General features: G+C 63.8%; 23 protein-coding genes and 1 riboswitch. Of the genes, 14 read left to right on the top strand and 9 right to left on the bottom strand.

The features are described 5' to 3' along the window. Positions 1–9: 9 nt before the first annotated feature. The 6 genes from QZ190_RS08580 to QZ190_RS08555 form a co-directional block, all read right to left on the bottom strand. Positions 10–1,257: a hypothetical protein gene (locus QZ190_RS08580; protein ID WP_291915353.1), complete on the bottom strand. Its 1,248-nt coding sequence runs from the start codon at positions 1,255–1,257 to the stop codon at positions 10–12. Beyond that, positions 1,254–2,186, bottom strand: a complete 933-nt coding sequence (locus QZ190_RS08575) for a glycosyltransferase (protein ID WP_291915352.1) — start codon at positions 2,184–2,186, stop codon at positions 1,254–1,256. The genes QZ190_RS08580 and QZ190_RS08575 overlap by 4 nt, the downstream gene beginning before the upstream one ends. Continuing rightward, the gene (locus QZ190_RS08570; protein ID WP_291915351.1) at positions 2,183–3,316 is read right to left on the bottom strand and encodes a glycosyltransferase; all 1,134 of its coding nucleotides are present in this window, start codon (positions 3,314–3,316) and stop codon (positions 2,183–2,185) included. The genes QZ190_RS08575 and QZ190_RS08570 overlap by 4 nt, the downstream gene beginning before the upstream one ends. 8 nt (positions 3,317–3,324) lie before the next feature. Then, positions 3,325–5,796, bottom strand: coding sequence for a sugar transferase (locus QZ190_RS08565; RefSeq protein WP_291915350.1), 2,472 nt, complete (start codon positions 5,794–5,796; stop codon positions 3,325–3,327). 122 nt (positions 5,797–5,918) lie between these two features. After that, positions 5,919–6,767 carry a class II glutamine amidotransferase gene (locus QZ190_RS08560; RefSeq protein ID WP_291915349.1) on the bottom strand — a complete coding sequence of 283 codons (849 nt, stop codon included), beginning with the start codon at positions 6,765–6,767 and terminating at the stop codon, positions 5,919–5,921. Between the two features lie 9 nt (positions 6,768–6,776). Next, positions 6,777–7,466 (bottom strand): aspartate/glutamate racemase family protein, encoded by a 690-nt coding sequence (locus QZ190_RS08555; protein WP_291915348.1) that lies wholly within the window; start codon positions 7,464–7,466, stop codon positions 6,777–6,779. A 113-nt stretch (positions 7,467–7,579) separates the two neighbouring features. Between QZ190_RS08555 and QZ190_RS08550 the strand changes: the two genes are divergently transcribed. Next, a complete protein-coding gene (locus QZ190_RS08550; RefSeq protein WP_291915347.1) occupies positions 7,580–8,053 on the top strand; it encodes an Lrp/AsnC family transcriptional regulator in 474 nt (157 codons plus the stop codon). On the opposite strand, the gene QZ190_RS08545 is transcribed toward QZ190_RS08550, so the two are convergent. Then, positions 8,041–8,547, bottom strand: coding sequence for a disulfide bond formation protein B (locus QZ190_RS08545; protein WP_291915346.1), 507 nt, complete (start codon positions 8,545–8,547; stop codon positions 8,041–8,043). The two genes, QZ190_RS08550 and QZ190_RS08545, sit on opposite strands and share 13 nt — an antisense overlap. An 84-nt stretch (positions 8,548–8,631) precedes the next feature. Continuing rightward, a complete protein-coding gene (locus QZ190_RS08540; protein WP_291915345.1) occupies positions 8,632–9,408 on the bottom strand; it encodes a ferredoxin--NADP reductase in 777 nt (258 codons plus the stop codon). Between the two features lie 199 nt (positions 9,409–9,607). On the opposite strand from QZ190_RS08540, the gene QZ190_RS08535 reads away from it, so the two are divergent. The 4 genes from QZ190_RS08535 (at position 9,608) to QZ190_RS08520 (ending at position 14,539) form a co-directional block, all read left to right on the top strand. After that, positions 9,608–9,883, top strand: coding sequence for an oxidative damage protection protein (locus QZ190_RS08535; protein WP_062405287.1), 276 nt, complete (start codon positions 9,608–9,610; stop codon positions 9,881–9,883). Positions 9,884–9,919: 36 nt separating this feature from the next. Continuing rightward, complete coding sequence (gene mnmC, locus QZ190_RS08530; protein ID WP_291915344.1) at positions 9,920–11,074, top strand: FAD-dependent 5-carboxymethylaminomethyl-2-thiouridine(34) oxidoreductase MnmC; 1,155 nt, start codon at positions 9,920–9,922, stop codon at positions 11,072–11,074. A 265-nt stretch (positions 11,075–11,339) separates the two neighbouring features. Then, entirely contained in the window at positions 11,340–12,965 is a 1,626-nt protein-coding gene (locus QZ190_RS08525) for an FMN-binding glutamate synthase family protein (protein ID WP_291915343.1), read from the top strand. A 257-nt stretch (positions 12,966–13,222) separates the two neighbouring features. Continuing rightward, positions 13,223–14,539 (top strand): hypothetical protein, encoded by a 1,317-nt coding sequence (locus QZ190_RS08520; RefSeq protein WP_291915342.1) that lies wholly within the window; start codon positions 13,223–13,225, stop codon positions 14,537–14,539. A 70-nt stretch (positions 14,540–14,609) separates the two neighbouring features. Here QZ190_RS08520 and QZ190_RS08515 read toward each other — a convergent pair whose 3' ends face one another. Continuing rightward, complete coding sequence (locus tag QZ190_RS08515; RefSeq protein ID WP_291915341.1) at positions 14,610–15,806, bottom strand: ABC transporter substrate-binding protein; 1,197 nt, start codon at positions 15,804–15,806, stop codon at positions 14,610–14,612. Positions 15,807–15,953: 147 nt separating this feature from the next. Between QZ190_RS08515 and QZ190_RS08510 the strand changes: the two genes are divergently transcribed. The 9 genes from QZ190_RS08510 to QZ190_RS08470 all read left to right on the top strand — a co-directional run bounded on the left by QZ190_RS08510 (position 15,954) and on the right by QZ190_RS08470 (position 26,493). Continuing rightward, a complete protein-coding gene (locus QZ190_RS08510; protein ID WP_291915340.1) occupies positions 15,954–16,841 on the top strand; it encodes a DMT family transporter in 888 nt (295 codons plus the stop codon). Between the two features lie 328 nt (positions 16,842–17,169). Then, positions 17,170–18,972: a nitrite/sulfite reductase gene (locus QZ190_RS08505; RefSeq protein ID WP_291915339.1), complete on the top strand. Its 1,803-nt coding sequence runs from the start codon at positions 17,170–17,172 to the stop codon at positions 18,970–18,972. 18 nt (positions 18,973–18,990) lie between these two features. Beyond that, complete coding sequence (locus tag QZ190_RS08500; RefSeq protein ID WP_291915338.1) at positions 18,991–19,368, top strand: DUF934 domain-containing protein; 378 nt, start codon at positions 18,991–18,993, stop codon at positions 19,366–19,368. A 91-nt stretch (positions 19,369–19,459) separates the two neighbouring features. Further along, a complete protein-coding gene (locus tag QZ190_RS08495; protein ID WP_291915337.1) occupies positions 19,460–20,215 on the top strand; it encodes a phosphoadenylyl-sulfate reductase in 756 nt (251 codons plus the stop codon). 104 nt (positions 20,216–20,319) lie between these two features. Beyond that, positions 20,320–21,249, top strand: coding sequence for a sulfate adenylyltransferase subunit CysD (cysD, locus tag QZ190_RS08490; protein WP_291915336.1), 930 nt, complete (start codon positions 20,320–20,322; stop codon positions 21,247–21,249). Next, positions 21,249–22,511 carry a GTP-binding protein gene (locus QZ190_RS08485; protein ID WP_291915335.1) on the top strand — a complete coding sequence of 421 codons (1,263 nt, stop codon included), beginning with the start codon at positions 21,249–21,251 and terminating at the stop codon, positions 22,509–22,511. Before cysD ends, QZ190_RS08485 begins: the two co-directional genes overlap by 1 nt. Positions 22,512–22,653: 142 nt before the next feature. Continuing rightward, entirely contained in the window at positions 22,654–22,983 is a 330-nt protein-coding gene (fdxA, locus tag QZ190_RS08480; protein ID WP_291915334.1) for a ferredoxin FdxA, read from the top strand. A 64-nt stretch (positions 22,984–23,047) separates the two neighbouring features. Beyond that, a complete protein-coding gene (locus QZ190_RS08475) occupies positions 23,048–24,085 on the top strand; it encodes an NAD(P)/FAD-dependent oxidoreductase (protein WP_291915333.1) in 1,038 nt (345 codons plus the stop codon). Positions 24,086–24,112: 27 nt separating this feature from the next. Next, a riboswitch (TPP riboswitch) is annotated at positions 24,113–24,215 on the top strand. Positions 24,216–24,282: 67 nt separating this feature from the next. Further along, the gene (locus QZ190_RS08470) at positions 24,283–26,493 is read left to right on the top strand and encodes a TonB-dependent siderophore receptor (RefSeq protein WP_291915332.1); all 2,211 of its coding nucleotides are present in this window, start codon (positions 24,283–24,285) and stop codon (positions 26,491–26,493) included. Positions 26,494–26,520 lie beyond the last annotated feature (27 nt).

Below are 26,520 nucleotides of genomic sequence, written 5' to 3'. Positions count from 1 at the left end.
AATACGCCCTCAGCGCTTGGCCACCCACAGCGTCAAACCCGCCAGGCTCAGCAGCATGTAGGCCGACAGCCAGGCCATGTGCGTGCTGGCGCTCAATGGGATGGACCAGGGCAAGACCACGCACAAGGCGATGAAGCCCGCGTTCATGGCCACACACAGCCACGCGTGTTGGACAGCCAGGCCTTTTTGGAAGGGCAGGTGCGCATGTGCGGCCACAAAGCAGGCGGCCGTTTGCCACAGCACCAGAGGCCAGACATAGGCCGACAGGCCTTGCCAACGCGCGTCGAGCCAGCCCCATGTCAGCGCCAACTGGGCCAAGCCCCCTACGCCCAGCACCAGCGCCGATGCGGCCCAAGCCACCTGCAGCGGGCGCAGCCGAACTGGGGTATCGCTGCTGAGCACCACCTGCGCCCAAGCCGTGTGCACCAGCGCCGGGATGAAGCTCAAGATGCGCAGCAGCGCCAGCATCCAGCCCGCTTCTTGTGCGCCGTAGTGCGCTGGCCAGCTGAGCGCCAGTGCCGTGGCAGCCAGGCCGTCGGTGAGGGTGTGCAGCATCTTGAGTCGGGCGCTGCGCGGGTCTGAAGAAGTCGGCGCAGCGTTCTGGGCGGGCTGCAAGTCGCTGCCTGCAACGGCTGCCAAAGCCACACCAACAGGAGACGCTGGTTGAAAAGCCAGCCGCATCCACAGGGCCCCAGCCAGATAGCCCAAGCAGGCCGACACCAAAAGCACGGGCAATTCGAGGCCCTCTCCACGTTCGGGAAAAAGCACAACCCCCAGCACCGCCGCAGCAGCGGCCAGCACGGGCGGCACCATGCGCACCAAGCCCATGGACCAGCGGCTGCCCACCCGCAAGGTCAGGCTTTGCGCGAGCAGCCAACTCAGTTGCGTCAGGCCCAAGGCGGCGGCCCAAGCCCAGACCTGCGCTGCATCGCCCAAACCCGACCAAAACGCCCCCAGCGCCGCCACTGGGGCCAGCCACAACAAGCGCCAAGCGCTTTGCCGCCAGGCGCGGCGAGCGGCGGCGCGGGGCTCCTGGTGGCGCTCGGCCAGCAGGCTCAAAGGGCTTTGCGCCAGCGCCAGGCTGGCCCAGAAAAAGGCCAGTTGGCTGGTGGCAGAAAACACCCCCACCTCTTCGGGGCTGAACAACCGAAACAGCACCAGCGCCAAAAAACCCTGGGCCGCCAACGACACCAGGCTGCCCAAGGCAGCGGGTGCGGTGGCGCGGGGCAAGGACTGCAACAAGTTCCAGCGCTTCATCTGTCAGCCCCAAACAAGGCGGCCCACACCGGCAAGCCTTGCAGCTGCTGCGACCAGCACAAGGACTGCAGGTGTTGGCGATCGGTCTGGCGCTGGGGCAGTGCTTTTACGGCCGCTTGCCATTGCGCGGCTGTGGCCTGCACGTCCAGCAATTGCACCCGCCCGGCATGGGCCAGCGCGGTGCGTTGCGCCCAGGCATAGGGGTTGCTGATCACGGGCAAGCCCAGCGCCAGGTACTCCAGCATCTTGGTGGAGGTTTGCTCAGACAGCGGCAGCACATCGGGCATCAGGTTCAGGCCCGCACGGGCTCGCAGCAGTTGCGCAGGCACCTGGTCTTGCGGCACACGCCCGGTGCTCTGAATGTGGCCCAGCGTGGCCAGGCGCGCTTGCAAAGCCGGGGGCACATCGCCCACCAGCAGCAAGCTCAACCGCGCTTGCCTCAGGGTGTGCAGCAGCGGCACAAAGTGCAATAAACGGCTCATCTCGCCCAGATAGACCAGATCAAAATCGGGTGGCTGCAGCGCTTGCGCCATGAAAAAAGCGTCGGGCACGCCCATGTCCCGCAGGGCGTAGGGCACAGCGCCAGGCGCGTTGTCGCCAAAGCCCATGCGCTGTCGCACCCACTCGCTTTGGAACACCCGAAAGTCGGGCACCGGGTGCTGCCACTGTTTGATGCGGTCCTTGAGCCAGGCCAAGGGGGCCACGCTGGCCGAGGCGTATTCGTGCACCTGCACCGCGCCTTTGAAGCGCCGGGCTTGGTCACTCGGCACGCGGCCGCAAATCCACCACACGGCCCGGGCGTCACCCGGCACGGTGTGGGCTTGGGTGTGCATCTGCACGGCGTGGCCCAGGCCTTCGATGTGGGCCTGGTAAGCGGCCAGCTCGGGTAAATAGGAACGTGCGCCGTGCACAAAGTGAACGGTGATCACGACCGGCCTCCCGAAGGCGGCTCAACGCGCGAAGCTTCCAGCTTCAAGGCTTGCTTTTTTGGCCCCTGCCCAGCTCTGTGCAGCAGCCGCGTGAGCAGCTCGTCCCAAGCCTGCACAAAGGTCTCAAGGCGGTGCAGTTGCTGCAAGTGGTCGATGGCCGCTTGCCGATCAGCCGGCGCTTGCGCCAGGCAGCGCTGCACCGCCTCGGCCAGCGCAGCGGGGCTTTCATCGTGTGCCAACCAGAGCGGGGCCTGCGTGCCCAGCATTTCCTGCATCGCGGGGATGGGCGTGCTCACGCAGGGCACGCCGCAGGCCAGCGACTCCAGCGCCGTCATGGGGTAACCCTCATAGCGCGAGCACAGCACCGTGGCCCGCCAGGCCCGGTAGGTCTGTGCGCTCACGGTTTGCTGGCCGTGCAGGTGCAAGCGGCCTTGGGCCAGCAGGTCTTGCCCGGCGCTGCGCATGGCCCCCATCAACTCGCCATCGCCCACCACATGCAGTTGGCAGACGGCAGGCAAAAGGCGCAGCATGGGCAGCAATTGCAAAGGCTGTTTTTCAGGCGACAAACGGCCGACGAAACCCAAAGCGATCACCTCGCTGGCGGACTTGGTGGCGGGCATGGCGGCGTCATCTTGGCCCGCACCGGGCAAGACCGCCGGGTTGCGGATCACGCGCAGGCGGGACTGGACGGCACTCGCGGCCTCGCCCTCAGCATCTGTCATCACGCGCACCAAGCTGTCGCACGAGGTCTGTGAGGCGCACACCAGTTGGCTGGCCCTTGTGTACACCGTGCGCAGCCAGCCGGTTTTCAGGCGCGAGGCCCCGGCCTGCTGCAGCACCTCCTGCAAAGGGCCGTGCACCCAGACCACGCTGGGCCTGCGGGCCAACCAAGCCAAGGCCACCGCCGCATAGGCTGGCCGGAAATTGTTGGAGGCCACCAGCACCTGTGCCCGCCGCGCCGCCTGCCAGCAGGCCCACAGCGAGGGACGGCCGCGCCGCACCGGCAGCCGCGTGACTTGCCAGCCGCGCGCGGCCAAACCCGATTCGAGCCAATGCAGCGTGGTCTGCACCCCGCCCACACCGGACTCTTCGGTCAACAACAAAACTTGGCGAGGGATGGACGTGGGCATGGGCAGGCTCAGCGCGCACCGCGCCCGGTCAGCACGGTCTGGATGGTTTTGAACACGATCAGCAAATCCATGGCCAGACTGTAGTGCGTGATGTAGTAAAGGTCGTAGCTGAGTTTGATGGCGGTTTCATCGGCGCTGGCCGCATAGCCTTGCTGCACCTGGGCCCAGCCGGTCAGGCCGGGGCGCACCAGGTGGCGGTAGGGGTAGCTGGGCATGAGTTCGGCAAACTGCTGCACAAAACCGTCTTGCTCGGGGCGCGGGCCGATCAGGCTCATCTGACCCATGATCACGTTGAACAGCTGCGGAATTTCATCGAGCCGGGTGCGGCGAATCCAATGCCCAAATCGGGTGATGCGCGGGTCGTTGGCCTGCGCGAACTGGGGGGCGAGTTGCGTTTCGTGGCGCATGCTGCGGAACTTCCAGATCCGGAAACTTTGGCCATGCATGCCGGTGCGCCGCTGGCTGAACAAGGCCGGGCCGGGCGAGTCGATCTTGACACCCACCGCCACCAAGAGCGCCAGTGGCAGCCACAGCGGCAGCAAGGCCAGCACCACGCTCACATCGATGAGGCGCTTGGCCAGGTCGTACGCCGGGTTGCCATCGGTTTGCCACAGCTCGTTTTGCAAGGTCTCGTTCGACATGCGCCCGGTCAGGCTTTGCTGCAAGGTTTCGGGGCTGTACAGGCGAATGTGCTGCAGCTTGAGCGCGGTCAAAAAGCGGTGGCGCTCGGGACTCGGTGGGGCTGAAGGCACGACCGCGCCGTCACACGCCAGCGCCGTGCCAGGTGGCATGCCCTGCTCGGGCCAGGGCAGCAAACGGATGCGCGGCAGGCCCTGGCCGCTGGGCTCGGGCAGCCAAGGGGCCAAGAGGCCGGGCACACGCGGGTCCTGGTACACCAGACGCCAGGGGCGGTGGCGCAAAAACCACTGGTCGGCCAGCCAAAACCAGAAGGTGCTCAGCACATAGGTCAAGAGCAAAGCGCCGCGTGAATAGGGCTGCTGCAGCAAGGCAAAAGCCAGGGGCGTGAGCCAAAACGGCAAGCCGGTGGTGACCAGCAGCAGCGGGCCGCGCTCGGCCGCAGGCACGTGCGCCCCCCGGTACAACAGGTGCGCCGCCAGCGCATAAGGCACCAGGCTGGCCAGCACGGTGCGGCCAAAGTCCACCGTGGCCAGGCCACTGGCCATCAGCGCCTGGCTGATGGCGTAGGCCAGGCCGATCATCGCCAAGCCCAGCAGGCTCCAGACCAAGTGGGCGCTTTGGCGGTGCGCTTGCTGCGAGGCCAGTTGCTGGGTGTGGCGGCGCGGGCGCGTCATGGGCCAACGGGCGGTGTCCATCAAGGGCGCTTGCTGGTAAATGGCCAGCACCGGCTCGGCCATGGCCTGGGGCTGAAACTGCGCCTCGTAGCGCGCGCGTGCCGCTTGGCCCAGACGCTGTCGCAAGGGCGCATCGGCCAGCAGGGTCTGCAGCGCATCGGCCACGGCCTGCGGGCTGTTGGGCACCAGCCAGGCGCTTTGCTCGTGTGTGAGCATTTCTTCGATGCCAGGCAAACGCGTGGCCACGATCGCCATGCCCGCGCGCATGGCTTCCAAAATGGAAATCGGCAGGCCCTCGTGGTCGGACAAGAGCACAAAGATCTGGTGCTGCGCCAGGCGCTCGGCCACGTCGCTCACATCGCCCTCCAGCCGGATGTGCGGCATAGCGGCGGCGGCTTGTTGGTGGCGGGCCAGGTCCGGCCCGCCACCCAAAATCCGGGTGCCCGGCTGCAGGCCAAGTGGTGCCAGCAGGGCCAGGGCCTCGATCAAAACATCGGGCCGCTTGGGCGCGGCCATGCGGGCCACCATGACCAGGCGCGGCGGTTGGGCGCCCATGTCGCTGCGCCAGGGCACATCGGCCAGCGCGTTGTGCACCACGCTCACCCGCTCGGGCGGCATGGGCAAACGCGCGGCCAATTCTTTTTCGTAGGCCGACACACAAACCATGCGCGTGGTCCAGGCGGCCAGCACCGCCTCGGCCAGCCAGGCGTTGGTGCGGATCAGCCAAGGCGCTTGCGGCTTGAAGCCAAAGCCGTGCACCGTGTAGACCACCGGAATTTGCCGCAGCTTGCCCGCCAGGCGTGCGATCACCCCCGCCACTGCGCTGTGTGCGTGGATGACATCGGGCTGCAGCACGCGCACATGCGCCAGCAAGGCCCGCACCGAGGCCAGCACCTTCAGGGGGTTGAGCGAATTTTGCAAACTTGGCAGCGCCAGCACAGCGATGCCCAAGCCCTTCAGGGCCTGGCCCAGCACGCTGTGTGTGTCGTTGCCACCAATCACCACGGTGAAGCGCACCCGGCCTTGCAGGGCGCGGCACAGCTCCAGCACATGCGTTTGCGCCCCACCGGCTTCGCCTTTGGTGATGACCAGCACCACATGGGGCACGGGCGGTGGAATGGGTGAGTCAACCGAAGGGCTAACGAGGGTGTGAACAGGGGCAGACATGCAGAGGCATCAAGAAGTGCCGGTATTGTCACCGCGAATGGCCACAGAGCCGCCAGGCTACAAGTTCGCTGGCCAGGTCCTCGTGCCCGCTCATCAGGTCAACAAGCCCGCTCGTCAGCTCTTCAAGCGGGGGTTGACTCCCGCAGTCCGGTGATCGGCAAGGCCACGGGAAAAGCCCGCGTGCCGGAGTGAACCTCTTGCCAAACCACCTGGCCACCCACCACCGCGACAAACTCGCCCGTGCGCAAAGCTTGCCAGGGCTCGTCCAGCGTCAAGGGTTCGGTGGCCAGCAAGCTCATGATGTCGCCCTCGGCGTTCAGCGGCCCCAGGTCCAGGCTCATGTCGCGGTCGACCAAGCGCGCATGGGGAAAGGGGTGATGCCGGGTCAAGAGGTGCAACTTGGTGGAGCAATGGGCATACAGGGCGTGGCCATCGCTGAGCAGCATGTTGAAGTTGCCATACCCCGCCAGCTCGGAGGTGATGCGGGCCAGCTCCGGGGCCAGCTCGGGCCATTCGGGCGGCTGCAGGCGGTCTTTGAAGTGGCTGCGCAAGTGACTCATGATGGCGCAAAACGCGCGCTCGCTGTCGGTGCTGCCCACGGGCATGTCCTGGCAGCCGCTGGGGGCCTGGAAGTCGCGCAGATCGCCATTGTGCGCAAACACCCAGGTGCGGCCCAGCCATTCGCGTTGAAACGGGTGGCAATTGGCCGACTGCACATCCCCTTGCGTGGCTTTGCGCACATGCGCCACCACCACTTTGGACTTGATGGGGTGGCGCCTCACGTAATCGGCCAAAGGGGAATGGCTGGCCGGTTGGTCGTCCTGAAAAACCCGGCAGCCTTTACCGTCGTAAAAAGCGATGCCCCAGCCGTCAATGTGGTCAGAGGTCAGGCCGCCACGGGCCGAAAAGCCGGTGAATGAAAACGTGGTGGCCGCAGGTTTGTTGCAGCTCATGCCCATCAGTTGACACATGCGCGCACCTCAGGACAGGCAAAAATCCACGGCGGCCATGGCGTGCAAGGCCGTGGTGTCAAAGCCAGGCAAACCCCCATCGCCAGGCTGCAGGCTCATGGTCAGCTCGGTGCAGCCCAGGATCACGCCTTGCGCGCCAAGTGCGGCCAGCTGCTGCACCTGCGCGATCAGGTTCTGGCGTGAGGCGGCCAGCACCTGGCCCCGGCACAGTTCTTCAAAAATGATGCGGTGCACTTCGGCTCGCCCCGCCTCCTCGGGCACCAGGCACTGAATGCCGCGAGCGGCCAGGTGGTCGCGCATGAAGGCTTGCTCCATGGTGAAGCGGGTGCCCAGCAAGCCCACTTGGCTCAAACCGGCGGCCAGCACGGCGTCGGCCGTGGCGTCGGCAATGTGCAGCAAAGGCACAGCACAGGCCGCTTGCACTTGCGGCGCGATGCGGTGCATGGTGTTGGTGCAAATGAGCAAGGCCTCGGCCCCGCTGTGCTCGAGCTGGCGGGCCGCCGTTTGCAGGATCTCGGTCATGCGCGCCCAGTCGCCCTGCTTTTGCAGGTCGGCAATTTCCTGAAAATTCAGGCTGACCAAATGCAAGGGCGCCGAATGCAGTCCGCCACGGCGTCGCGCCACTTCGCGGTTGATGTGCTGGTAATACAGGGCGGTGGACTCCCAGCTCATGCCCCCGATCAGACCGATTTTTTTCATGCCATCCATCTTTGTCGATTGAAAACAGAAGTTTGCCACCAAACAGACAGCATGCAATTGCTTTTTTTGCCTCGAAATACCCAGTTTTTGGAATGCTTTTCTACAATCCGGCCATGAAGCACAAACTTGATGCCATTGACCGGAAAATCCTCGACCTGCTGCAAGAGCGCAGCGACTGGCCCGTCAACGAGTTGGCCGCCGCCGTGCACCTGACGCCCACACCTTGCTGGCGGCGGGTGCAACGGCTCAAGGAGTTGGGCATTTTGGCCCGGCAAGTGGCCCTGGTGGACCGGCACCAGGTGAACCTGGGCGTGACGGTGTTTGTGTCGGTGCGCACACGAGAGCACGATGTGCCCTGGCTGGAAAAGTTTCGCGCTGCGGTGCACGGCATTGCCGAAATCGTCGAAGCCCACCGCATGAGCGGCGATGTGGACTACCTGCTCAAAGTGGTGGTACCCGACATTGCCGCTTACGACCAGGTGTACAAGCGGCTCATTCAGGCGGTGCCGCTGTCCGATGTGAGCTCCAGCTTTGCCATGGAAGAGCTCAAATTCACCACAGCGGTGCCGCTCAGTTATGCGGCCTGAGCCGGGCGGCGAGACTGGATGGCCACCCACAAACCCAAGAGGCCAAACAGCACAAAACAGACGAAGGACCAATTGGCGATCGAGCCGCCCAGAAAGGTCCAGTCCACCTTACTGCAGTCGCCGCTGCCTTTGAAGATCATGGGGATGGCGCGATTTAACGGGAAGTTTTCGACCATGCCGTAAAAGTCGCGCCCGCAAGTCACGACTTCGGGCGGATACCACTGCAACCAGCTTTGGCGAGCCGCCGTGAAAGCACCAAAACCGGCCGAGAGCGTCAACAGCAAACCCGACACCGCCAAGGCCCAGCCACGCAAGCGCCAGCCGACCAAGGCCAGCACGACCACGCCGATCAGGGCATAGCGCTGCACGATGCACATGGGGCAAGGGTTCAGGCCCACGACGTGTTGCAAATAAAGGCCAAACACCAGCATGCCGATGCCCGACAAGGCGATCAGCAGCATCCAGCGCTGGGGAGAAATCTCGGACAGTTTCATGGGGTCTCTTCAAAAAACAAGGGGGCATTGTGCCCCCGTGTCGGTACAGGTGTGTGCGAGCGGGTTCACAAAGCCCTGCGGGCTTCAGGCGTCTGCAAAAGCCCGCTCGATGACGAAAGCGCCGGGCGTGCTGGTGTTGCCTTCTTTCAGACCGCGCTCTTCGCAAATGCGCTTGAGGTCTTTGAGCATTTCGGGCGAGCCACAAATCATGACGCGGTCGGTTTCGGGATTGAGCGGGGGCAGGCCCAGATCGGCAAAGAGCTTGCCGTTCTCCATGAGCTCGGTCACGCGGCCCTGGTTTTTGTAGGGCTCGCGGGTCACGGTGGGGTAGTACAGCAGTTGCTGGCTGACCATCTCGCCCAGAAACTCGTGGGCGGGTAGCTCTTTCGAGATGTAGTCGTGGTAGGCCAGTTCATTGACCTGGCGCACGCCGTGCACCAGGATCACTTTTTCAAAGCGCTCATAGGTTTCGGGGTCGCGGATGATGCTCATGAAGGGTGCCAAGCCCGTGCCTGTGCCCATGAGGTACAGGTTTTTGCCGGGCAACAAGTAGTCGCACAGCAAGGTGCCGGTGGGTTTGCGGCCGACGACGATGGTGTCACCCACCTGGATGTGTTGCAGCCGGGAGGTCAGCGGGCCATCGGGCACCTTGATGCTCAAGAACTCCAGGTGCTCTTCGTAGTTGGCGCTGGCGATCGAGTAAGCACGCAGCAGCGGTTTGCCGTTGTCGCCGCGCAGGCCGATCATGGTGAAGTGGCCGTTGGAGAAGCGCAGAGCCTGGTCACGGGTTGTGGTGAAGCTGAACAGGCGGTCGGTCCAGTGGTGAACGCTCAAAACGCGTTCTTCAAGAAATGCACTCATTTGGTATTGCTGTGTGTTGGGAGTCAAGAGACCCAAAGCCCCGGGGGGATGCTGAAAGCTTGCTACAGTTACGGCCTGTCCGGCCACACGAAAACGGGTCAACCCGCATTGTCGTGTGAACCGCTCCCATCTGGAAATACGGAAATTCTATATCCGTATAACCAGCGCTTCTAAAGATTCATCAAGGCAAGACACCACCATGGCACGCACCGTTCAATGCATCAAACTCGGCAAAGAAGCAGAGGGTCTGGATTTTCCGCCCTACCCCGGCGAGCTGGGCAAGCGCATCTGGGAAGGCGTGAGCAAGCAGGCTTGGGCCGACTGGCTCAAGCACCAGACCATGCTGGTCAATGAAAACCGACTGAACCTGGCCGACTTGCGCGCCCGCCAGTACCTGGCCCGCCAAATGGAAAACCATTTCTTCGGTGACGGCGCCGACGCGGCTCAGGGCTATGTGCCGCCTGCAGCGGGTTGATGCCCAACTGCGCTTGTTCCCCAACTTTTTGATCCCTTGAGCTTGCCACCCGACACCCGCCATGCGCTGGTGATCGGCGCTGGCCTGTCAGGCTCGGCCGTGGCGCACAGCTTGGCCGTGCGGGGCTGGTCGGTCACGGTGCTCGACCAGGCTTCTAGCTTGGGGGCCGGTGCGTCGGGCCTGCCCGCCGGTTTGGCCGCGCCCCATGTTTCACCCGACGACAACGTGCTCTCGCGCATCACGCGTGCGGGGGTTCAGGCCACGCTGCAGCGCGCCCAGGCCCTGCTGCACAACGGCACCGACTGGGCACTGACTGGCGTTCTGGAACACAACTTGGCGGGCAAACGCCGCCTGCCGCCCAACTCACCCGAGCACCACAGCACCCCGGCCACTGCGGCGCAAGTGGCCGCTGCAGGCCTGCCACCCGACTCGCCCGCGCTTTGGCACGCTCAGGCGGGCTGGATTCGGCCTAGGCAACTGGTGGCCGCGCAGCTGCAAACCCCGGGTGTGCAGGTGCGCTGGAGCCAGCAGGTGCAGAGCATAGAGCGTCGCGGCGATGAATGGGCCGTGACCGATGCGCAAGGCCAAACCCTGGGCCAAGCCCCTTGGCTGATCGTGGCCAGCGCCTTTGACAGCTTGGCTTTGCTGCAGCCGCTGCCCGGTTTTGCCGTGCCGCTGAACCCCTTGCGCGGGCAAGTCAGTTTTGGCCATAGGGCCGACTTGAACGAGGCCCAGCGCCAGCTGCTGCCGCCTTTTCCGGTCAACGGCCACGGCAGCTTCATCAGCGGCGTGCCCACACCCGAGGGGCTGCCGGGCTGGTTCATTGGCTCCACCTTTGAGCGCAACTGCCAGCAAGCCCCTGTGCGCGAAGAAGACCACGCCGCCAACCAAGTGCGCCTGGCCACGCTGCTGCCCGCTTTGGGCGAGGCCATGGCCGGGCAGTTTGAGCCGGGCCGGGTTCAGGGCTGGGCCGGCGTGCGCTGCACCTTGCCCAACCGCCTGCCTGCGGTCGGCCCCATAGACCGCGCCCGCCTGCCAGGCCTGTGCCTGAGCACCGGCATGGGCGCGCGCGGCATCAGCCTGGCCGTGTTGTGTGGTGAACTCATCGCCACGCAGCTGAACAACGAACCGCACCCCCTGCCAGCCGCCTTGTCCAAGCACTTGGCGGCCGAGCGATTTGTCAAGGCTTGAGAGCCTGGATCTTCGCGCCACTGAGGTTGGGAACCGCCTGGCTTTGGCACGCCTCCTCGATCTCTTTGCGAATCCCTTTCACCTCATCCGTCAGTCACTCATTTTAAATTACACATTTATTTTGAATAAATCAAAATTTTTATCTTAAACATCATTAGTAGCAATACCCTGTACAAAATCAGCCAATTCGTTCACCATGGCAGCACTTTGCTTCATCCACCCACCCGCGTCGCCCTGACAGGCGGGCAGCATTGCAGGAGTTCCCATGGCCCAACAGTCTTTTTCCAGGTATTTGCCTTGGCTGGTGACGGCACCCGCCGCGTTGGTGGCATGGCCCTATTCGATCTGGGTCAGCGGCAGTTTTGGTCTGCTGTTTGTGCTGGGCTGGCTGGACTTCAAGCAAACCAAACAAGCCGTACGCCGCAACTACCCGCTCACGGGTCGGCTGCGTTATGGCATGGAGTACATACGCCCGGAAATCCGGCAGTATTTTCTGGAGGACGACGAGGAGAAACTGCCTTTTTCGCGCAATCAGAGGGCCATGGTCTACGCCCGCTCGAAGGTGCAAAACGACAAGCGCGGCTTTGGCAGCATCAAGGACATGTACGCCGCCCAATCCGAGTGGGTCACGCATTCCCTGCAACCGACACACTTGGACCCGGCCAGCTTCAGAGTCGAGGTGGGTGCACACCAATGCCAGCAGCCTTACGCGCTGTCACTGCTGAACATTTCTGGCATGAGCTTCGGGGCCTTGTCGCCCAATGCCGTGAAGGCCCTCAACAAGGGCGCGGCAATGGGGCAGTTTGCACACGACACCGGTGAAGGCAGCATCTCCCGGCACCACCGCGAGCCCGGGGGTGATCTGATCTGGCAGATTGCTTCGGGTTATTTTGGCTGCCGCACCCCAGAGGGCCGTTTTGATCCCGTTCGCTTTGCCGAGCAGGCCCGCTCGCCGCAGGTCAAGATGATCGAGCTGAAACTCTCTCAAGGGGCCAAACCCGGTCATGGCGGGGTTTTGCCCAAGGCCAAAGTCAGCCCCGAGATTGCCGAAGCGCGCGGCGTGCCCATGGGCCAGGACTGCGTCTCTCCGGCCCGACATTCGGCCTTCAGCACCCCGCTGGAGTTGTTGGGTTTTGTGGGGCAACTGCGCGAACTCTCGGGCGGCAAGCCGGTGGGCATCAAGCTGTGCGTGGGCCATCCGGCCGAATGGTTTTCGGTGGTCAAAGCCATGGTGGAAACCGGCCAAACACCGGACTTCATCGTGGTCGATGGCTCCGAAGGCGGCACGGGCGCTGCCCCCATCGAGTTTGCCGACCACATGGGCATGCCGCTGCGCGATGGGTTGCGCTTGGTGCACAACAGTTTGGTGGGCGCGGGTCTGCGCGATCGGATCCGGATTGGCGCATCGGGCAAAGTGATTTCGGCCTTTGACATCGCACGTTGCTTGGCGCTTGGGGCCGATTGGTGCAATTCGGCACGGGGCTTCATGTTTGCCCTGGGCTGCATCCAGTCACGCAGCTGCCACACCGACCACTGCCCCACCGGCGTGGCCACACAAGACCCGGTGCGCCAGCGCGCCATCGTGGTGACCGACAAGGCCGAGCGGGTGTATTACTTCCATGCCAACACTTTGCATGCGCTGGCCGACCTGGTGGGCGCAGCGGGTCTGCAAAAACCGGGCGACATCACGCCCAAACACCTCATGTTGCGCAATGCCGACGGACAGGCCCGCACCCTGGCTTCGAGCATCGACACGCTGGCAACCGGTCAGCTCTTGCGCGGTGAGGCGGGGGCCCAGCCACTGCCCAGCCCCTTTGCCGAGTTCTGGCATGCCAGCCAAGCGGGGCATTGGGGCGTGCCCGCAGACGCTGCCGCCCTGCTGCCCACCTGAGCCGCCGCCCTGGCGCAGGGTGTGCGCTGCTTTGAGCGACAAACTCGCCGATGGGGCGACCAAGGGGCCCGCTTGCTTGGTGTTTAATCGGGGATCCATTACGCAACATTCAGTTTCCAATGCTCCCTGGCCCGTCTCACCCCAGCCCATCTGCCCCCTCCCGGCCGCAAGAACCCGCAGCTGCGCTGGAGGATCTGGGCCAGGTCGTTTTAAAAGATGATCAAAACCTGATCATTTGGAGCCAGGACAGCGAGGCCATGGCGCGTGCAGCCCAGTCCTTGGAAGCCTTGTGGCGCAGCCAAGCACCTGCTGTTGTGGTGGAACATTTCACAGGGGATCAGCGCCTGGCGTTGCTCAGCCACATCAACCAAGGCATCGCGGAATTGGGGCTGACCCAGGCGATGCAAGCACCATCGTCCCCCGGCTTGCCCAGGCAAATTGCCATCGTCACCCATGCCGAACATCTGCCCGCCTCCGATGTGCAGATGTTGCAAGACCTCACCCGCCACCTGCCTGGCTTGTGTTGGCGCTGGGTGCTGCTGTGCCTGGAGCAGCCAGGTGGGCAAAACAGTGCGGCCCTCGCCAGCATGAACCCCGCCCAGCCCCACTCACAGTGGACGGCGGAGCCCGCACCTGTGGCACCTGTGGCACCTGTGGCAACTGTTGCGCCTGCTGAACCGATAGAGCCTTTTTTTGAGCCTGTCGAGCCTTTTTTTCCGCCTGCCGAGCCCGCTGCACCCACAGAACCTGTTGTGCCTGCCGCAGCAGTCGAACCGGTTGTACTTGCAAAACCAGCCGAAACTGTTGCCCTTGCCGAAGACCCCATCCTGGCAGCGCCCACAGCAATGCCCCAGGCTCCTACAAGCCCCTCTGGCCCCACAAACCCTTCACTTGTCCAACCCCCGAAGCGCTTGGCATGGTTGGGCTGGGCGGCCGTGTTGGTCCTGGCCGCTTGGGGCACATGGCTTCACTTTGGAGCCCCCAAGTCGGCACCATCCTTGGCAGCTGAGCGGCCTGTACCTGCGGCGGTACCTGCTACCGAAGCGGCTTCTGCACCTGATGCTTCACCGGCTGCGCCTCAGGCTTCTGCGCTGGAAGCACCCCCAGTGCCTTCGACATCGGCCCCCCAGCCAACCGATCCGACCGCTGCCAACACAGCGCCGAGCCAGGCCGCAGAACGGGTGGCATCCACCGCAACGGCCGAACCCGCGGCCCTGCCACCCACGTCTGTGCCTGCAGACAACACCGCCGAATTGCCAGACGTGGCCCTGCGGGGCGTGCGCTGGTTGGCCCAGCAATCACCCGAGTTCTTCGTTCTGGAACATGGCACCTTTCAAACCGCCACACAGGCCCAAAGCCTGATCCGAACGCGGGCCGAGCTGGCCAATGCTCGCGTGCTCATGCGCAAAAGCGCGGCCACGGGTGGCCGGTTTTTGGTGATCACCGGACCGTTCCGGTCACAAGAGCGGGCCCAGAACTACAAAGTCCGGGAAAACCTTCCGCCCCAGATCCAGGTGCGCAGGGTCTCCGAGGTCCTGCAGGAAAGCGTGAGGGCTGCACCCGCCCGCCCTTGAAAGGTCACCCCGGGCGGCCAAACCCTGACCCCGGGGATGAATCCATTTCAGGCGCTGACGCCAACCCGCCTCACTTCATCGCATCGGCGGGGCGTCGCGCCTTGACATAGGCGTCGGTGGGCAAATAATTTTTACCGTCGGCATAGCGCCACTGCACCATGGTGCCCTTGCCGCCGCGCTGATCGAGCTTGCCCACATACGCGCCCATGGTCGACTGCTGGTCAATCGCGCGGTACTCGGCCGGGCCAAAGGGCGTGCTGAACTTCAGGCCACGCATGGCGACCACCAGTTTCTCGTTGTCCACGCTGCCGGCCTTTTGGATGCCCGCAAAAATCGACTGCATGGTGGCGTAACCCACTACCGAGCCGAGCTTGGGGTTTTCGTTGAATTTCTTGTAGTAATTGGCGGCAAAGCTGGCGTGCTCGGGCGTGTCGATCTGGTCCCAGGGGTAGCCGGTCACGATCCAGCCCTTGGGCGTTTCGTCCTTGAGCACCTCCAGGTACTCGGGCTCGCCCGACAACATGGACACCACCGGGGTTTTGGGGAACACATTGCGTTGGTTGCCCTCACGCACCAAGCGGGCCAGATCGGCCCCAAAGGTCACATTGAAGATCGCATCGGGCTTGGCGGCCATGGTGGCCGTAAGGGTGCTGCCCGCATCGATCTTGCCTTGGGCGGGCCACTGCTCGCTCACAAACTCGATGTCCGGGCGCTTGGCTTGCAGCAAGGCCTTGAAGTTGGCCACCGCGCTTTGGCCGTATTCGTAGTTGGGCGCGATGGTGGCCCAGCGCTTGGCGGGCATCTTGGCCGCTTCTTCCACCAGCATGGCCGCTTGCATGTAGGTGCTGGCGCGCAGGCGGAAGGTGTAGCGGTTGCCTTTTTCCCAGACGATGGCGTCGGTCAAGGGCTCGCTGGCGATGAACAAGCGCTTGTTTTTGGCCGCATGGTCGGCCAGCGCCAGGCCCACGTTGGACAAAAAGCCCCCGGCCAGGATGTCCACTTTCTCTTTGGAGCTCAGCTCAATCGCGTGGCGCAAGGCCTCGTCGGGCTTGCCCGCATCGTCGCGAGCGATGACTTCGACCTTGCGGCCCAACAGGCCGCCTTTGGCGTTGATCTGTTCCACGGCCAGCTGCCAGCCTTGTTTGTAGGGCTGGGTGAACTGCGGGATGGCCGAATAGCTGTTGATCTCCCCAATTTTGATCGGGGTCTGGGCCAAAACAGTGGTGGCGGCTGCGCTCAGCAAGCCAGTGGCAATCAGGCGTTTCATCATCGGGTCCTAGGGGTCAATGGAGCAAGGAAGCGACTGTAACAGCCACACGTCAAACTGTCGCCTGAGAGACATCCAAAAACCTTGGTGCGCGCGACCCCAAAAGACCCCAAGCCCAAACCGCCACCCACCGATAATGACTAGGCCATGAACGGACGCCAATTCACCCAACTTGTTCTTTTGTCGGCCGTTTGGGGCGGCTCGTTTCCGCTCATCCGCGTGGCCGCCCCGGCTTTTGGACCTGTGGCCATGGCATGTCTGCGGTGCGCCCTGGCGGCGCTGGTGCTCAGCGCCATCATGCGCTGGACGCGCCAAGCCTGGCCGGCCCGCGAACACTGGCGATCGCTCACTGGGCTGGGCATCTTGACGTTGGTGGTGCCCTTTGTTTTGTACAACTGGGCCGGGTTGGTCTTGCCGGCCGGGTATTCGGCTGTGCTCAACGCCACGGCCCCCATGTTTGGGGTCTTGGCCGGGGTCATGCTGGCCCAGGAAAGGTTCACGCCCAGCAAAGGGGTGGGTTGTGTGCTGGGCCTGCTGGGCGTGACTTTGTTGCTGAGTTTGGGGCCGGTGAACCCGGGCCTGGACGTGGTGCTGGCCGCCTTGGCCTGTGTGGTGGCAGCGGCCTGTTACGGCTTTGGGGCCATCTTCATGAAGCGTGCCACCTTGGCCCACCACGCCCTGCCCGCCTCGGCGGTGGTGCACCTGACAAGCGCCTTGGTGCTGGTGCCCGCAGCCGCTGCCACCGCCCCCAGCCAGGCGGTGGGCATGCCCGCTTTGCTGGCCCTGTTGGTTCTGGGCGCGGTCACCTCGGGCTTCACCTACTGGATCAGCATGCGCCTGATGCGCGACATACCGGCCAGCGCTTCCACCTCGTCGGCTTTTTTGATTCCGCTTTTTGGCGTGACCTGGGGCGCCCTGTTTTTGGGCGAGCCACTGACCGCAGGCATGCTGCCCGGGGTGCTGTTCATCTTGATGGCCTCTGCCTTGTTGACGGGCTTCAACCCCATCAAGGCCTTCGGCCGCGGCAAGCGCTGAACCCGAACCCGTCACCCGCTCGCAGGGTGTCTTGCCTGCGCGTGCGCCCTTCTGGATGGGCGCAGAACTTTTTGGATGTTGCCCAAGCGCCTTGTCTCCAAGCGCCTTCGTGCCCTGACACGCCCATATAAGCCAAAAGCATATATACCCAACAAATAAATCGTTGGTTTTGGCATAAAGCACCTTTACAGTCACGCCCATCCCAAGCCCTTGGCGGACAACCAAGGTGGCGACACAACGCAAGGCCTGCGATGCGCGTCAAACCCCAGCTTGGAATGGCGCGAGCGCCCCAGCATTTTGAAACCTGCTTTTTGCGACCAGAAAAACCATGTACCGATACACCGAATTTGACAAACAGTTCGTGCGCGCCCGCGCCGCACAGCACCGCGACCAACTCGAGCGCTTTCAGGCAGGCCAGCTGAGCGCCGACGAGTTCAAGCCCCTGCGCCTGCAAAACGGCTGGTACGTGCAGCGCTACGCCCCCATGCTGCGTGTGGCCGTGCCTTATGGCGAAATCTCGGCCCCCCAGCTCCAAGTGCTGGCCCAAATTGCCCGGGAATACGACACGCCCGACGCCGCCCTGCTGGCCCAAGCCCAGGCCACGCAAGACAAAATCGCCGGCTTGGCCCCCAAGCTGACCACCAACTGCGGCCACTTCACCACCCGCCAGAACGTGCAGTTCAACTGGATTCCCCTGTCCAAATCGGCCGACGTGATGGACCTTTTGTCCAGCGTGAACCTGCACGGCATCCAGACCAGCGGCAACTGCATCCGCAACACCACCACCGACGAGCTGGCCGGTGTAGCGGTGGACGAAGTGGTCGATCCACGCCCCTACGCCGAGCTGATTCGCCAGTGGAGCACGCTGCACCCCGAGTTCGCCTTTTTGCCCCGCAAATTCAAGATCGCCATCACCGGCGCTGCGGAAGACCGCGCCGCCATTGGCTGGCACGACGTGGGCCTGCAGATGGTCAAGAACGCGGCAGGCGAGGTGGGCTTCAAGGTGCTGGTGGGCGGCGGCATGGGCCGCACGCCCACGGTGGGCACGCAGATCCGCGAGTTCCTGCCCTGGAACCAGATCATGAATTACCTCGAAGCCGTGATCCGCGTCTACAACCGCTGGGGCCGCCGCGACAACATCTACAAAGCCCGCATCAAAATTTTGGTCAAAGCCGAAGGTCAACGTTACTTTGACGAAGTCGAGGCCGAGTACCAGGACATTCTGGTCAAGGACGGCGGCCTGCACACCATCCCGCAAGCCGAGTTCGACCGCGTGGCCGCCTGCTTTGCCGCGCCTGCGTTGAACCTGCCAAACGATGCGTCATGGGCCGCCAAGGCCGAAGCCGATGTCAGCATCGAATCGGCCAAAACGCCAGCCTTTGCCCGCTGGATCGCGCAAAACGTCAAGCCCCACCAAAACCCAGCCCTGCGCGCCGTGAGTTTGTCCTTCAAGCGCACGGGCCAAGCGCCGGGCGACGCCACCGCCGACCAGCTCGATGCCGCTGCGGCGCTGGTGGCCAAATACTCCGCTGGCGAAGCCCGCGTGACCCACACCCAAAACCTGGTGCTGCCCTGGGTGCGCCTGGACCAGCTGCACGCTCTGTGGCTCGAAGCCAAAGCGCTGGGCCTGGCCCAGCCCAATATTGGCCTGTTGACCGACATGATCGCCTGCCCCGGCGGCGATTACTGCGCCCTGGCCAATGCCCGCTCCCTGCCTTTGGCCGCCGCCATCACCGAGCGCTACCAAGACTTGGACGAGCTGAACGACCTGGGTCACATCGACTTCCACATCAGCGGCTGCATCAACTCTTGTGGTCACCACCACTCGGGCCACATCGGCATTTTGGGCGTGGACAAAGACGGCAAGGAGTGGTACCAGGTCACGCTGGGCGGCTCGGACGGCAAAGCGCTGTCAGGCCCCACCGTGGCGGGCAAGGTGGTCGGCCCTTCGTTCTCGTCGTTTGAAGTGCCTGATGTGATCGAAGCGATTTTGGACACCTACAAAGCCCTGCGCACCAGCCAAGGCCACAAGGCCGAAGCCTTCATCGACACCCTGCGCCGCGTCGGCCAAGACCCGTTCAAAGCCGCCGCCAACGCCGCTCGTCACCCCGCCGAGGAAACCACCGCCTGAAAACCGGGAAAACCGACCATGAAAATCATTTCCGCCCAAGAACACCAAGGTGTTGAATCGCCTGTGGTCATCACACTGGCCAACGACGCCGACCCTCGCACCCTCGATCTGAACGGCATCACGCGCATCGACCTGCAATTCCCCAAATTCACCGACGGCCGCGCCTACAGCCAGGCCTTTTTGTTGCGCCGCCGTTTGGGCTTTGCGGGCGAATTGCGCGCCACCGGCGATGTGCTGATCGACCAGCTGGTGCAGATGCAGCGCACTGGTTTTGACGTGGCCGTGCTGCGCGAAGGGGTGGACGCCTCGGCGGCGCAGCGCCAGTTCGAGCGCTTTGCCGGGTTCTACCAAGGCTCGGCTGTCGGCACAGAACCCCCATTTGCCAAGGCTGCCTAAAACCCTTTAGGAGCCCACCCCGTGGGCGATGGGCCGCAATGGACCACGCACCATCGCCGACGGGATGGGCTCCTACAAAAGAATCATTGCCATGACCTCCAGTCTTTTCTCTGCGCGCACCGCCCCGGCCAAAGCCACGGATTTGCACGCCAAAGCCAGCCCTGACTTTGCCGCCAAGCTGGCCGAAACGCAGGCGCTGCTGCAACGCGCTGCCGCCCAATTTGCGCCCGTGACCCAAGCCTCCAGCCTGGGCGCAGAAGACGTGGTGATCACCCACCTCATCAACCATCTGCAACTCGACATCCCGGTCTTTGTGCTGGAAACCGGCGCGCTGCACGCCGAAACCCTTGCGCTGCTGGAACGCACGCAGGCGCATTCGCGTGCGCCCATCCATGTGTTCCGCCCTGAGCAGGAAGCTGTGATCCAGTTCCTGCGTGAAAAGGGTCAGGATGCGATGTACCAGAGCATGGACTTGCGCAAGGCCTGCTGCGGCATCCGCAAGATGGAGCCGCTGGCCCGCGCCTTGACGGGCCAACGCGCCTGGATCACCGGACTGCGCCAAGAGCAATCCAACGCCCGCGCCGAAGTGCCCCTGCTCGACACCAGCGAAGAAGCCTCCAAAAACCTGGCCAAGTTCAACCCGCTGGCCAGGTGGACCTGGGGTGACGTGTGGCACTACATCGCCACGAACCAGGTGGACTACAACCCGCTGCACGACCAGTTTTTCCCAAGCATCGGCTGCGCCCCTTGCACCCGCGCCATCAGCCTGGGCGAAGCATTCCGCGCCGGGCGCTGGTGGTGGGAGGACGAAGCGGCCAAGGAATGTGGGCTGCACGTCAAACACTGAATCCCCGTAGGTCGGCGGCTTCAGCCCCGACATGCTGCCTGAAATGACCCACAACGTCGGGGCTAAAGCCACCGACCTACAAAGACCTTGACGAAAAACCCAACATGACCGCCACCACCCCAACCGAATTGCACACCCTGAGCAATGCCCACCTGGACGCGCTGGAAGAAGAAACCATCTTCATCCTGCGCGAAGTCGCCGCCGCTTTCGAGCGCCCCACCCTGCTGTTTTCGGGCGGCAAGGACTCGCTGGTCATGCTCAAGTGCGCCGAAAAAGCCTTCGGAGCGGGGCGCATTCCGTATCCCCTGCTCATGATCGACACCGGCCACAACTTCAAGGAAGTGACCGACTTCCGCGACGCCCGCGCCCAGGAACTGGGGGCCGAGCTGATCGTGCGCAGCGTCGAAGACTCGATGAAACGCGGCACCGTGCGCCTGGCCCACCCGGGCGAGAGCCGCAATGTGCACCAGTCGGTCACGCTGCTCGAAGCGATTGAAGAGTTCAGCTTTGACGCGCTGATTGGCGGTGCCCGCCGCGACGAAGAAAAAGCCCGCGCCAAGGAACGCATCTTTTCCCACCGCGACAGCTTTGGCCAATGGCAGCCCAAGGCCCAGCGGCCCGAGCTGTGGACGCTGTTCAATCACAAATTACAGCCCGGCGAGCACTTTCGCGTGTTCCCCATCAGCAACTGGACCGAGCTGGACGTGTGGCAATACATCGCCCGCGAACGCATTGCGCTGCCCTCGATCTACTACACCCACAAACGTGAAGTGGTGGACCGCCGGGGCCTCTTGGTGCCGGTGACCGCGCTGACACCGCCCAAAGACGGCGAAGAAGTGGTGGTGCGCGATGTGCGTTTTCGCACCGTGGGGGACATCACCTGCACCTGCCCGGTGGAGAGCACGGCCTCTACACCTGAGCAGATCGTGATCGAAACGCTGGCCGCCGATGTGAGCGAACGCGGGGCCACGCGCATGGACGACAAGACGTCCGAGGCTTCGATGGAAAAACGCAAGAAAGACGGGTACTTTTAATGAACGCACTGAAATTCATCACCTGCGGCTCGGTGGACGACGGCAAGAGCACGCTGATTGGCCGCCTGCTGGTGGACACCAAGGCCGTGCTGCAAGACCACCTGGCAGGCGTGCAACGCTCGGGTGAAACCGATTTGGCCCTGCTGACCGACGGCTTGAGCGCCGAGCGCGAGCAAGGCATCACCATCGACGTGGCCTACCGCTACTTCAACACCTCCGCGCGCAAATTCATCATCGGCGACGCACCCGGCCACGAGCAGTACACCCGCAACATGGTCACGGCCGCATCCAGCGCTGACGCTGCCGTGGTGCTGGTCGACGCCATCAAGCTCGACTGGGCCAACCCCAATTTGCAACTGCTGCCGCAAACCCGCCGCCACTCGCTGCTGGTGAACCTGCTGCGCGTGCCGTCCATCGTGTTCGCCATCAACAAGCTCGACGCCGTGGCCGATGCCGCCGTGGCTTACAAAAACATTGCGGGCGCTTTGGAAAAATTTGCCAAAGAAGCAGGTATCACAGTCACCGCCATGGTCCCCGTGTCGGCCCTCAAGGGCTGGAACGTGGTGACCACCGAGAACCATGACCAAACCGACTGGTGCGGCTACACCGGCCCCAGCCTGCTCAGCATCCTCGAAGACCTGCCGGTCACGTCAGCAGAGACCGATGTGGCCTTCAGCTTCCCGGTGCAGTGGGTCGAAAAGTTTCATGACTCCGGCGTCACCACCCAGGGCCGCCGCGTGTTCTGGGGCCGCGTGGCCACCGGCAGCGTCGAGCCAGGCCAGACCGTCAAGGTCTTCCCCAGCGGCCAAACCGCCGTGGTGTCCCAAGTACTGTCGGCCACCCGCCAGCCGCAAAACAAAGCCGCAGGCCACAGCGCAGGCATCGTGCTCGACCGCGAGGTGGATGTGTCGCGTGGCGACTGGCTGCTGGCCGAACACGGCAGCCCCGAAGGCCAGCGCCAGCTGAGCACCACCATCGCCTGGATGGACGACGAACCGCTGGTGGCAGGCCGCCTTTATTGGGCGCTGCACGGCCACCGCTGGGTCAAGGCCCGGGTGCAGCGCGTGGTGCACCGCCTGAACGTGAACACCCTGGCCGAGGAAGATGCCACCGAACTGCCCCCCAACGCCATCGGCCATGTCACGCTGGCCCTGCAAGAGCCGCTGGCCACCCTGCCCTTTGCCCAATCGCGCATTTTGGGCGCGCTGGTGCTGGTAGACACGGCCAGCCACAAGACCTCGGGGGCCGTGTTGGTCAACTGAAACGCCCCCTCTGATCTGCAGCCCAAAGCCCTGCTGGCCTCATAGACACCGCCAGCCGGGGGCCCGGGCGCCCCTGAATCCCCCTTAAAATGCATGCTCTGCGTGGTTTGGCTGCGCAAAACTCCTTCACTCCAAGTCCATCATGACCCACGTTGTTTCCGAATCCTGTATCCAGTGCAAATACACCGACTGTGTGGACGTCTGCCCTGTGGATTGCTTTCGCGAAGGCCCCAACTTTCTGACCATCGACCCCGATGAGTGCATCGACTGCGCCGTGTGCATCCCCGAGTGCCCCGTGAACGCCATCTTTGCCGAGGAAGACCTGCCCGCCGACCAGCAGCACATGACGAAGCTGAACGCCGAGCTGGCCCTCTTGCCCGGCTGGAAAAGCATCACCAAGCGCAAAACCCCCATGCCCAACGCCGACGAATGGAAAGACAAGACCGGCAAGCTGGCCGAGCTGATCCGCTGAAGCTTTGCAAGGGCCGAACCATTCGGCCCAAATTCTCGGCCCTTTTTTATCGCAAGCCGCCCCCATGACCACCCCCATCGACACCGACGCGTTGGTCATTGGCGCAGGCCCCGTGGGCCTGTTTCAGGTCTTTCAGTTGGGCCTGCAAGGGGTGCACAGCCATGTCGTCGACGCCCTGCCCCATGTGGGCGGCCAATGCGCCGAACTGTATGGCCAAAAACCCATCTACGACATCCCGGGCATCCCGTTTTGCACCGGCCTCGAACTGATCGAGCGCCTGCAGCAACAAATCGCCCCTTTCAAACCCTCCCTTCACCTGGGCCAGCAAGTGGGCAGCATCGAGCGCCTGCCCGATCAGCGCCTGCTGGTGACCACCAGCGCAGGCCAGACGTTTCGCACCACCACCCTGTTCATCGCTGCGGGCGTAGGTGCTTTTGTGCCGCGCCGCATGGTGCTCGATGGCCTGGCGGCTTTTGAAGGCACACAAGTTTTTGCCGAACACCCCTCGCCCCAGAGCTGGGCAGGCCAGCACCTGGTGGTGGCGGGCGACGGCGACAGCGCTTTGCAAACCTGCCTGGATGCGTGCCAAGGACCGCAAGCCGCCGCGAGCGTCACGTTGCTGCACCGCCGCGATCAGTTCAGCGCCGACCCGGCCTTGACCGCGCAAATGCGCCAAGCCTGCAGCGGGGGCCGCATGCGCTTTGTGGCCGGTCAGCCCACAGGTCTGCGCACCGATGCTGGCCGCCTGCAAGCGCTGGAACTGCTCAACCCGCAAGGCGAAGCCGAATGGCTGAGCCTGGATGTGCTGCAAACCTGTCTGGGCCTGTCGCCCAAATTGGGGCCCGTGGCGCAATGGGGCCTGGCCATGGAGCGCAAACAACTGGTGGTCAACACCGAGAACTTCGGGACTTCGGAGCCCGGCATTTTTGCGGTGGGTGACATCAACACCTACCCCGGCAAAAAGAAACTCATCCTCTGCGGCTTCCACGAAGCCACGCTGGCCGCCTTCGGTGCCGTGGCCCTGATGCGGCCCGAGGAAAAGACCCTGCTGCAATACACGACAACGTCCACGCTGCTGCACCAGCGTTTGGGCATCGCCTAGAATCCACACCGCGCCGCGATCCTGCGGCGCATTCGCTAGGGGTGTTGGTGGCTGCAAGGCCATCGACTGAGAAAGTCCCTTTGAACCTGATTGAGGTAATCCTCGCGCAGGGAAGCTTGTCAAAAGAACGGCGTCCGGTTTCGGCCGCATGACGTTCCCAGTCAGCCGACCTGCCATAACGTTGAAGGAATAACGTCGTGGCATTTTTTTCGCCCATCTTTTCATCTCGCTCGCGCCGGTCTACCGGCCGCCTGGCTTGTCGCGCCACCCACGTTGCCAGCGCCATCGCACTTTTGAGCGCCACCGGGCTCGCCGCACAAGGCCTGACCGACATCACCATCACCGACACCGCGCCCTCACAGGTCAGCGGCTTTGGCGATGTGCCGCTGCGCCAGGCGCCATTCAGCGCCGTCACCATCGATCGGCAAACCCTACAAGACATCGGTGCGCAACGCGTGTCGGATGCCTTGCGCCTCCATGCCAGCGTGGCCGACAGCTACAACTCGCCCGCCTATTGGGACAGCCTGAGCGTGCGCGGCTACACGCTGGACAACCGCTACAACTACCGCCGCGAAGGCTTGCCGATCTCGGCCGAAACCATGATTGGAATGGACAACAAGGAACGCATCGAGTTGTTCAAAGGCACCAGCGGCATTCAGGCGGGCACCAGCGCCCCGGGCGGCTTGGTCAACTACGTGGTCAAACGCCCGCCCTCGGCCCAAAACACCACCGTGCGCGATGTCAGCGCCAGTTTCGGCCCGGGCCACAGCAGCAGCATCGCGCTGGACCTGGGCGGCCGTTTTGGCCAGGACCAGGCACTGGGCTACCGCTTCAACGCCGCCTATGAAAACCTGGACCCGTACATCCGAAACACCGAAGGCCACCGCCACCTTTTCGCCTTGGCCATGGACTGGCGGCTCACGCCTGACAGCCGCTTGGAGTGGGAAATCGAGCGCAGCGAACGCCAGCAAATGGGCGTGAACGCATACAGCTTGTTGGCCAATGCGACCGACCCGCTCAACGGTGTGCCCTCCCTGCCAGCCACCGTCGATGGCCAGCGCAACATCACGCGACAGGTTTGGTCGGTGCCCGGCGTTTTTGCGGGCACCACGGGCAGCTTGCGCTTCAAGCAAAACCTCGACGGCGGCTGGTTGTGGACCACGCAATACGGCGCACAACGCTTGCGCACCGACGACCGATTGAGCTATGCCTTTGGCTGCACCACGCCCAGTGGCGACTGGGTTGGCGACAAGTACTGCAGCAACGGCGGCTTTGACCTCTACGACTACCGCAGCGACAACGAACGCCGCAGCAGCGATGCGCTGCAAAGCGAACTCCATGGCTCCGCGCAACTGGCCGGTCTGCGCCACCACCTGGGGCTGAGCATCATGCGCAGCCGCTTGCTGGACCGCCCCTCGGCCATGCAAGCCTATAACTGGGCGGGCACGGGCAACATCGACGGCACATCCGACAGCCCCGAGGCCCAGCCCACACCCGGTGACCTGAACACCCAGCGCAGCGAATACACCACCGAAATCGCTCTGCGCGACCGCATCGAGTTGAGCGCGCAAACCGCCCTGTGGCTAGGCTTGCGCCACACACGCCTGAACCGCGCCAGCGAGCGCACCGATGGCAGCCGCGCGGTGCAAGACGTGCGCAGCTTCAACACCCCCTGGCTGGCCCTGACACACCAGATCACGCCCGCCTACCTGGTCTACGGCAGCTACGGCGAAGGCATTGAAACCGACGTCGCGCCCAACCGCAGCCGCTACACCAACGCCGGACAAGCCCTGCCCGCGCTGCGCAGCGAGCAGTTTGAGATCGGCGTCAAAGGCCAATGGGCACGCACGCGCTGGCAAGCGAGCTGGTTTGACATCACCCGCCCCGTGGCGGGCGACGAAGGCGCTTGCGACGAGGCCAACACCTGCACCCGAAAAATCGACGGCCAAGCCCGCCACAGAGGCCTTGAGTTGTCGGCAGGCCTGACCCAGGCGCAATGGCAATGGGACATCGCCACCACCTGGACCGATGCCAAGCGTCAAGCGGCTGAGATTGACCCCAGCGTGAACGGCCAACGTGCCCTGAACGTGCCGCGCATGAGTTTGCGCGCCATGGGGCAATACCGCTTCGCAGGCGTCCCCGGTCTGCGCAGCAGCTTGCGCTTGAACCACGAAGGCACACGCCGCGTCACCGAGGATGGCGTCATCCAACTGCCCGCCTGGACCACGCTCGACTTGGCCACACATTACGACACGCGCATCCATGGCACGCGCACGCAGTGGACGCTGGCCATCGACAACCTGGCCGACCGCCGTTACTGGCGCGAGTCGCCCAAGCAATATGGCCACTACTACCTGTATGCAGGCGCACCGCGCACACTGCGTGTGGCGGTCAAGGCCAGCTTCTGAAACCAGGGCTGCATGATTTTCAAAAAA

Origin of the sequence: Limnohabitans sp. (assembly GCF_017848645.1) — a bacterium.
In the GTDB taxonomy this organism is placed as follows: Bacteria; Pseudomonadota; Gammaproteobacteria; order Burkholderiales; family Burkholderiaceae_C; genus Limnohabitans_A.
Note: the sequence above shows the minus strand (reverse complement) of the source record. Positions and strands in the feature narration are given on the sequence as shown.

Coding starts and splice junctions, on each gene's coding strand:
- QZ190_RS08475 (WP_291915333.1), top strand. CDS start 23,048: ATGACCACCCCCATCGACACCGACGCGTTGGTCATTGGCGCAGGCCCC.
- QZ190_RS08510 (WP_291915340.1), top strand. CDS start 15,954: ATGAACGGACGCCAATTCACCCAACTTGTTCTTTTGTCGGCCGTTTGG.
- QZ190_RS08525 (WP_291915343.1), top strand. CDS start 11,340: ATGGCCCAACAGTCTTTTTCCAGGTATTTGCCTTGGCTGGTGACGGCA.
- QZ190_RS08495 (WP_291915337.1), top strand. CDS start 19,460: ATGACCTCCAGTCTTTTCTCTGCGCGCACCGCCCCGGCCAAAGCCACG.
- QZ190_RS08565 (WP_291915350.1), bottom strand. CDS start 5,796: ATGTCTGCCCCTGTTCACACCCTCGTTAGCCCTTCGGTTGACTCACCC.
- fdxA (WP_291915334.1), top strand. CDS start 22,654: ATGACCCACGTTGTTTCCGAATCCTGTATCCAGTGCAAATACACCGAC.
- cysD (WP_291915336.1), top strand. CDS start 20,320: ATGACCGCCACCACCCCAACCGAATTGCACACCCTGAGCAATGCCCAC.
- QZ190_RS08500 (WP_291915338.1), top strand. CDS start 18,991: ATGAAAATCATTTCCGCCCAAGAACACCAAGGTGTTGAATCGCCTGTG.
- QZ190_RS08540 (WP_291915345.1), bottom strand. CDS start 9,408: ATGAGTGCATTTCTTGAAGAACGCGTTTTGAGCGTTCACCACTGGACC.
- QZ190_RS08560 (WP_291915349.1), bottom strand. CDS start 6,767: ATGTGTCAACTGATGGGCATGAGCTGCAACAAACCTGCGGCCACCACG.
- QZ190_RS08580 (WP_291915353.1), bottom strand. CDS start 1,257: ATGAAGCGCTGGAACTTGTTGCAGTCCTTGCCCCGCGCCACCGCACCC.
- QZ190_RS08515 (WP_291915341.1), bottom strand. CDS start 15,806: ATGAAACGCCTGATTGCCACTGGCTTGCTGAGCGCAGCCGCCACCACT.
- QZ190_RS08570 (WP_291915351.1), bottom strand. CDS start 3,316: ATGCCCACGTCCATCCCTCGCCAAGTTTTGTTGTTGACCGAAGAGTCC.
- QZ190_RS08545 (WP_291915346.1), bottom strand. CDS start 8,547: ATGAAACTGTCCGAGATTTCTCCCCAGCGCTGGATGCTGCTGATCGCC.
- QZ190_RS08535 (WP_062405287.1), top strand. CDS start 9,608: ATGGCACGCACCGTTCAATGCATCAAACTCGGCAAAGAAGCAGAGGGT.
- QZ190_RS08555 (WP_291915348.1), bottom strand. CDS start 7,466: ATGAAAAAAATCGGTCTGATCGGGGGCATGAGCTGGGAGTCCACCGCC.
- QZ190_RS08550 (WP_291915347.1), top strand. CDS start 7,580: ATGAAGCACAAACTTGATGCCATTGACCGGAAAATCCTCGACCTGCTG.
- QZ190_RS08505 (WP_291915339.1), top strand. CDS start 17,170: ATGTACCGATACACCGAATTTGACAAACAGTTCGTGCGCGCCCGCGCC.
- QZ190_RS08520 (WP_291915342.1), top strand. CDS start 13,223: ATGGCGCGTGCAGCCCAGTCCTTGGAAGCCTTGTGGCGCAGCCAAGCA.
- QZ190_RS08485 (WP_291915335.1), top strand. CDS start 21,249: ATGAACGCACTGAAATTCATCACCTGCGGCTCGGTGGACGACGGCAAG.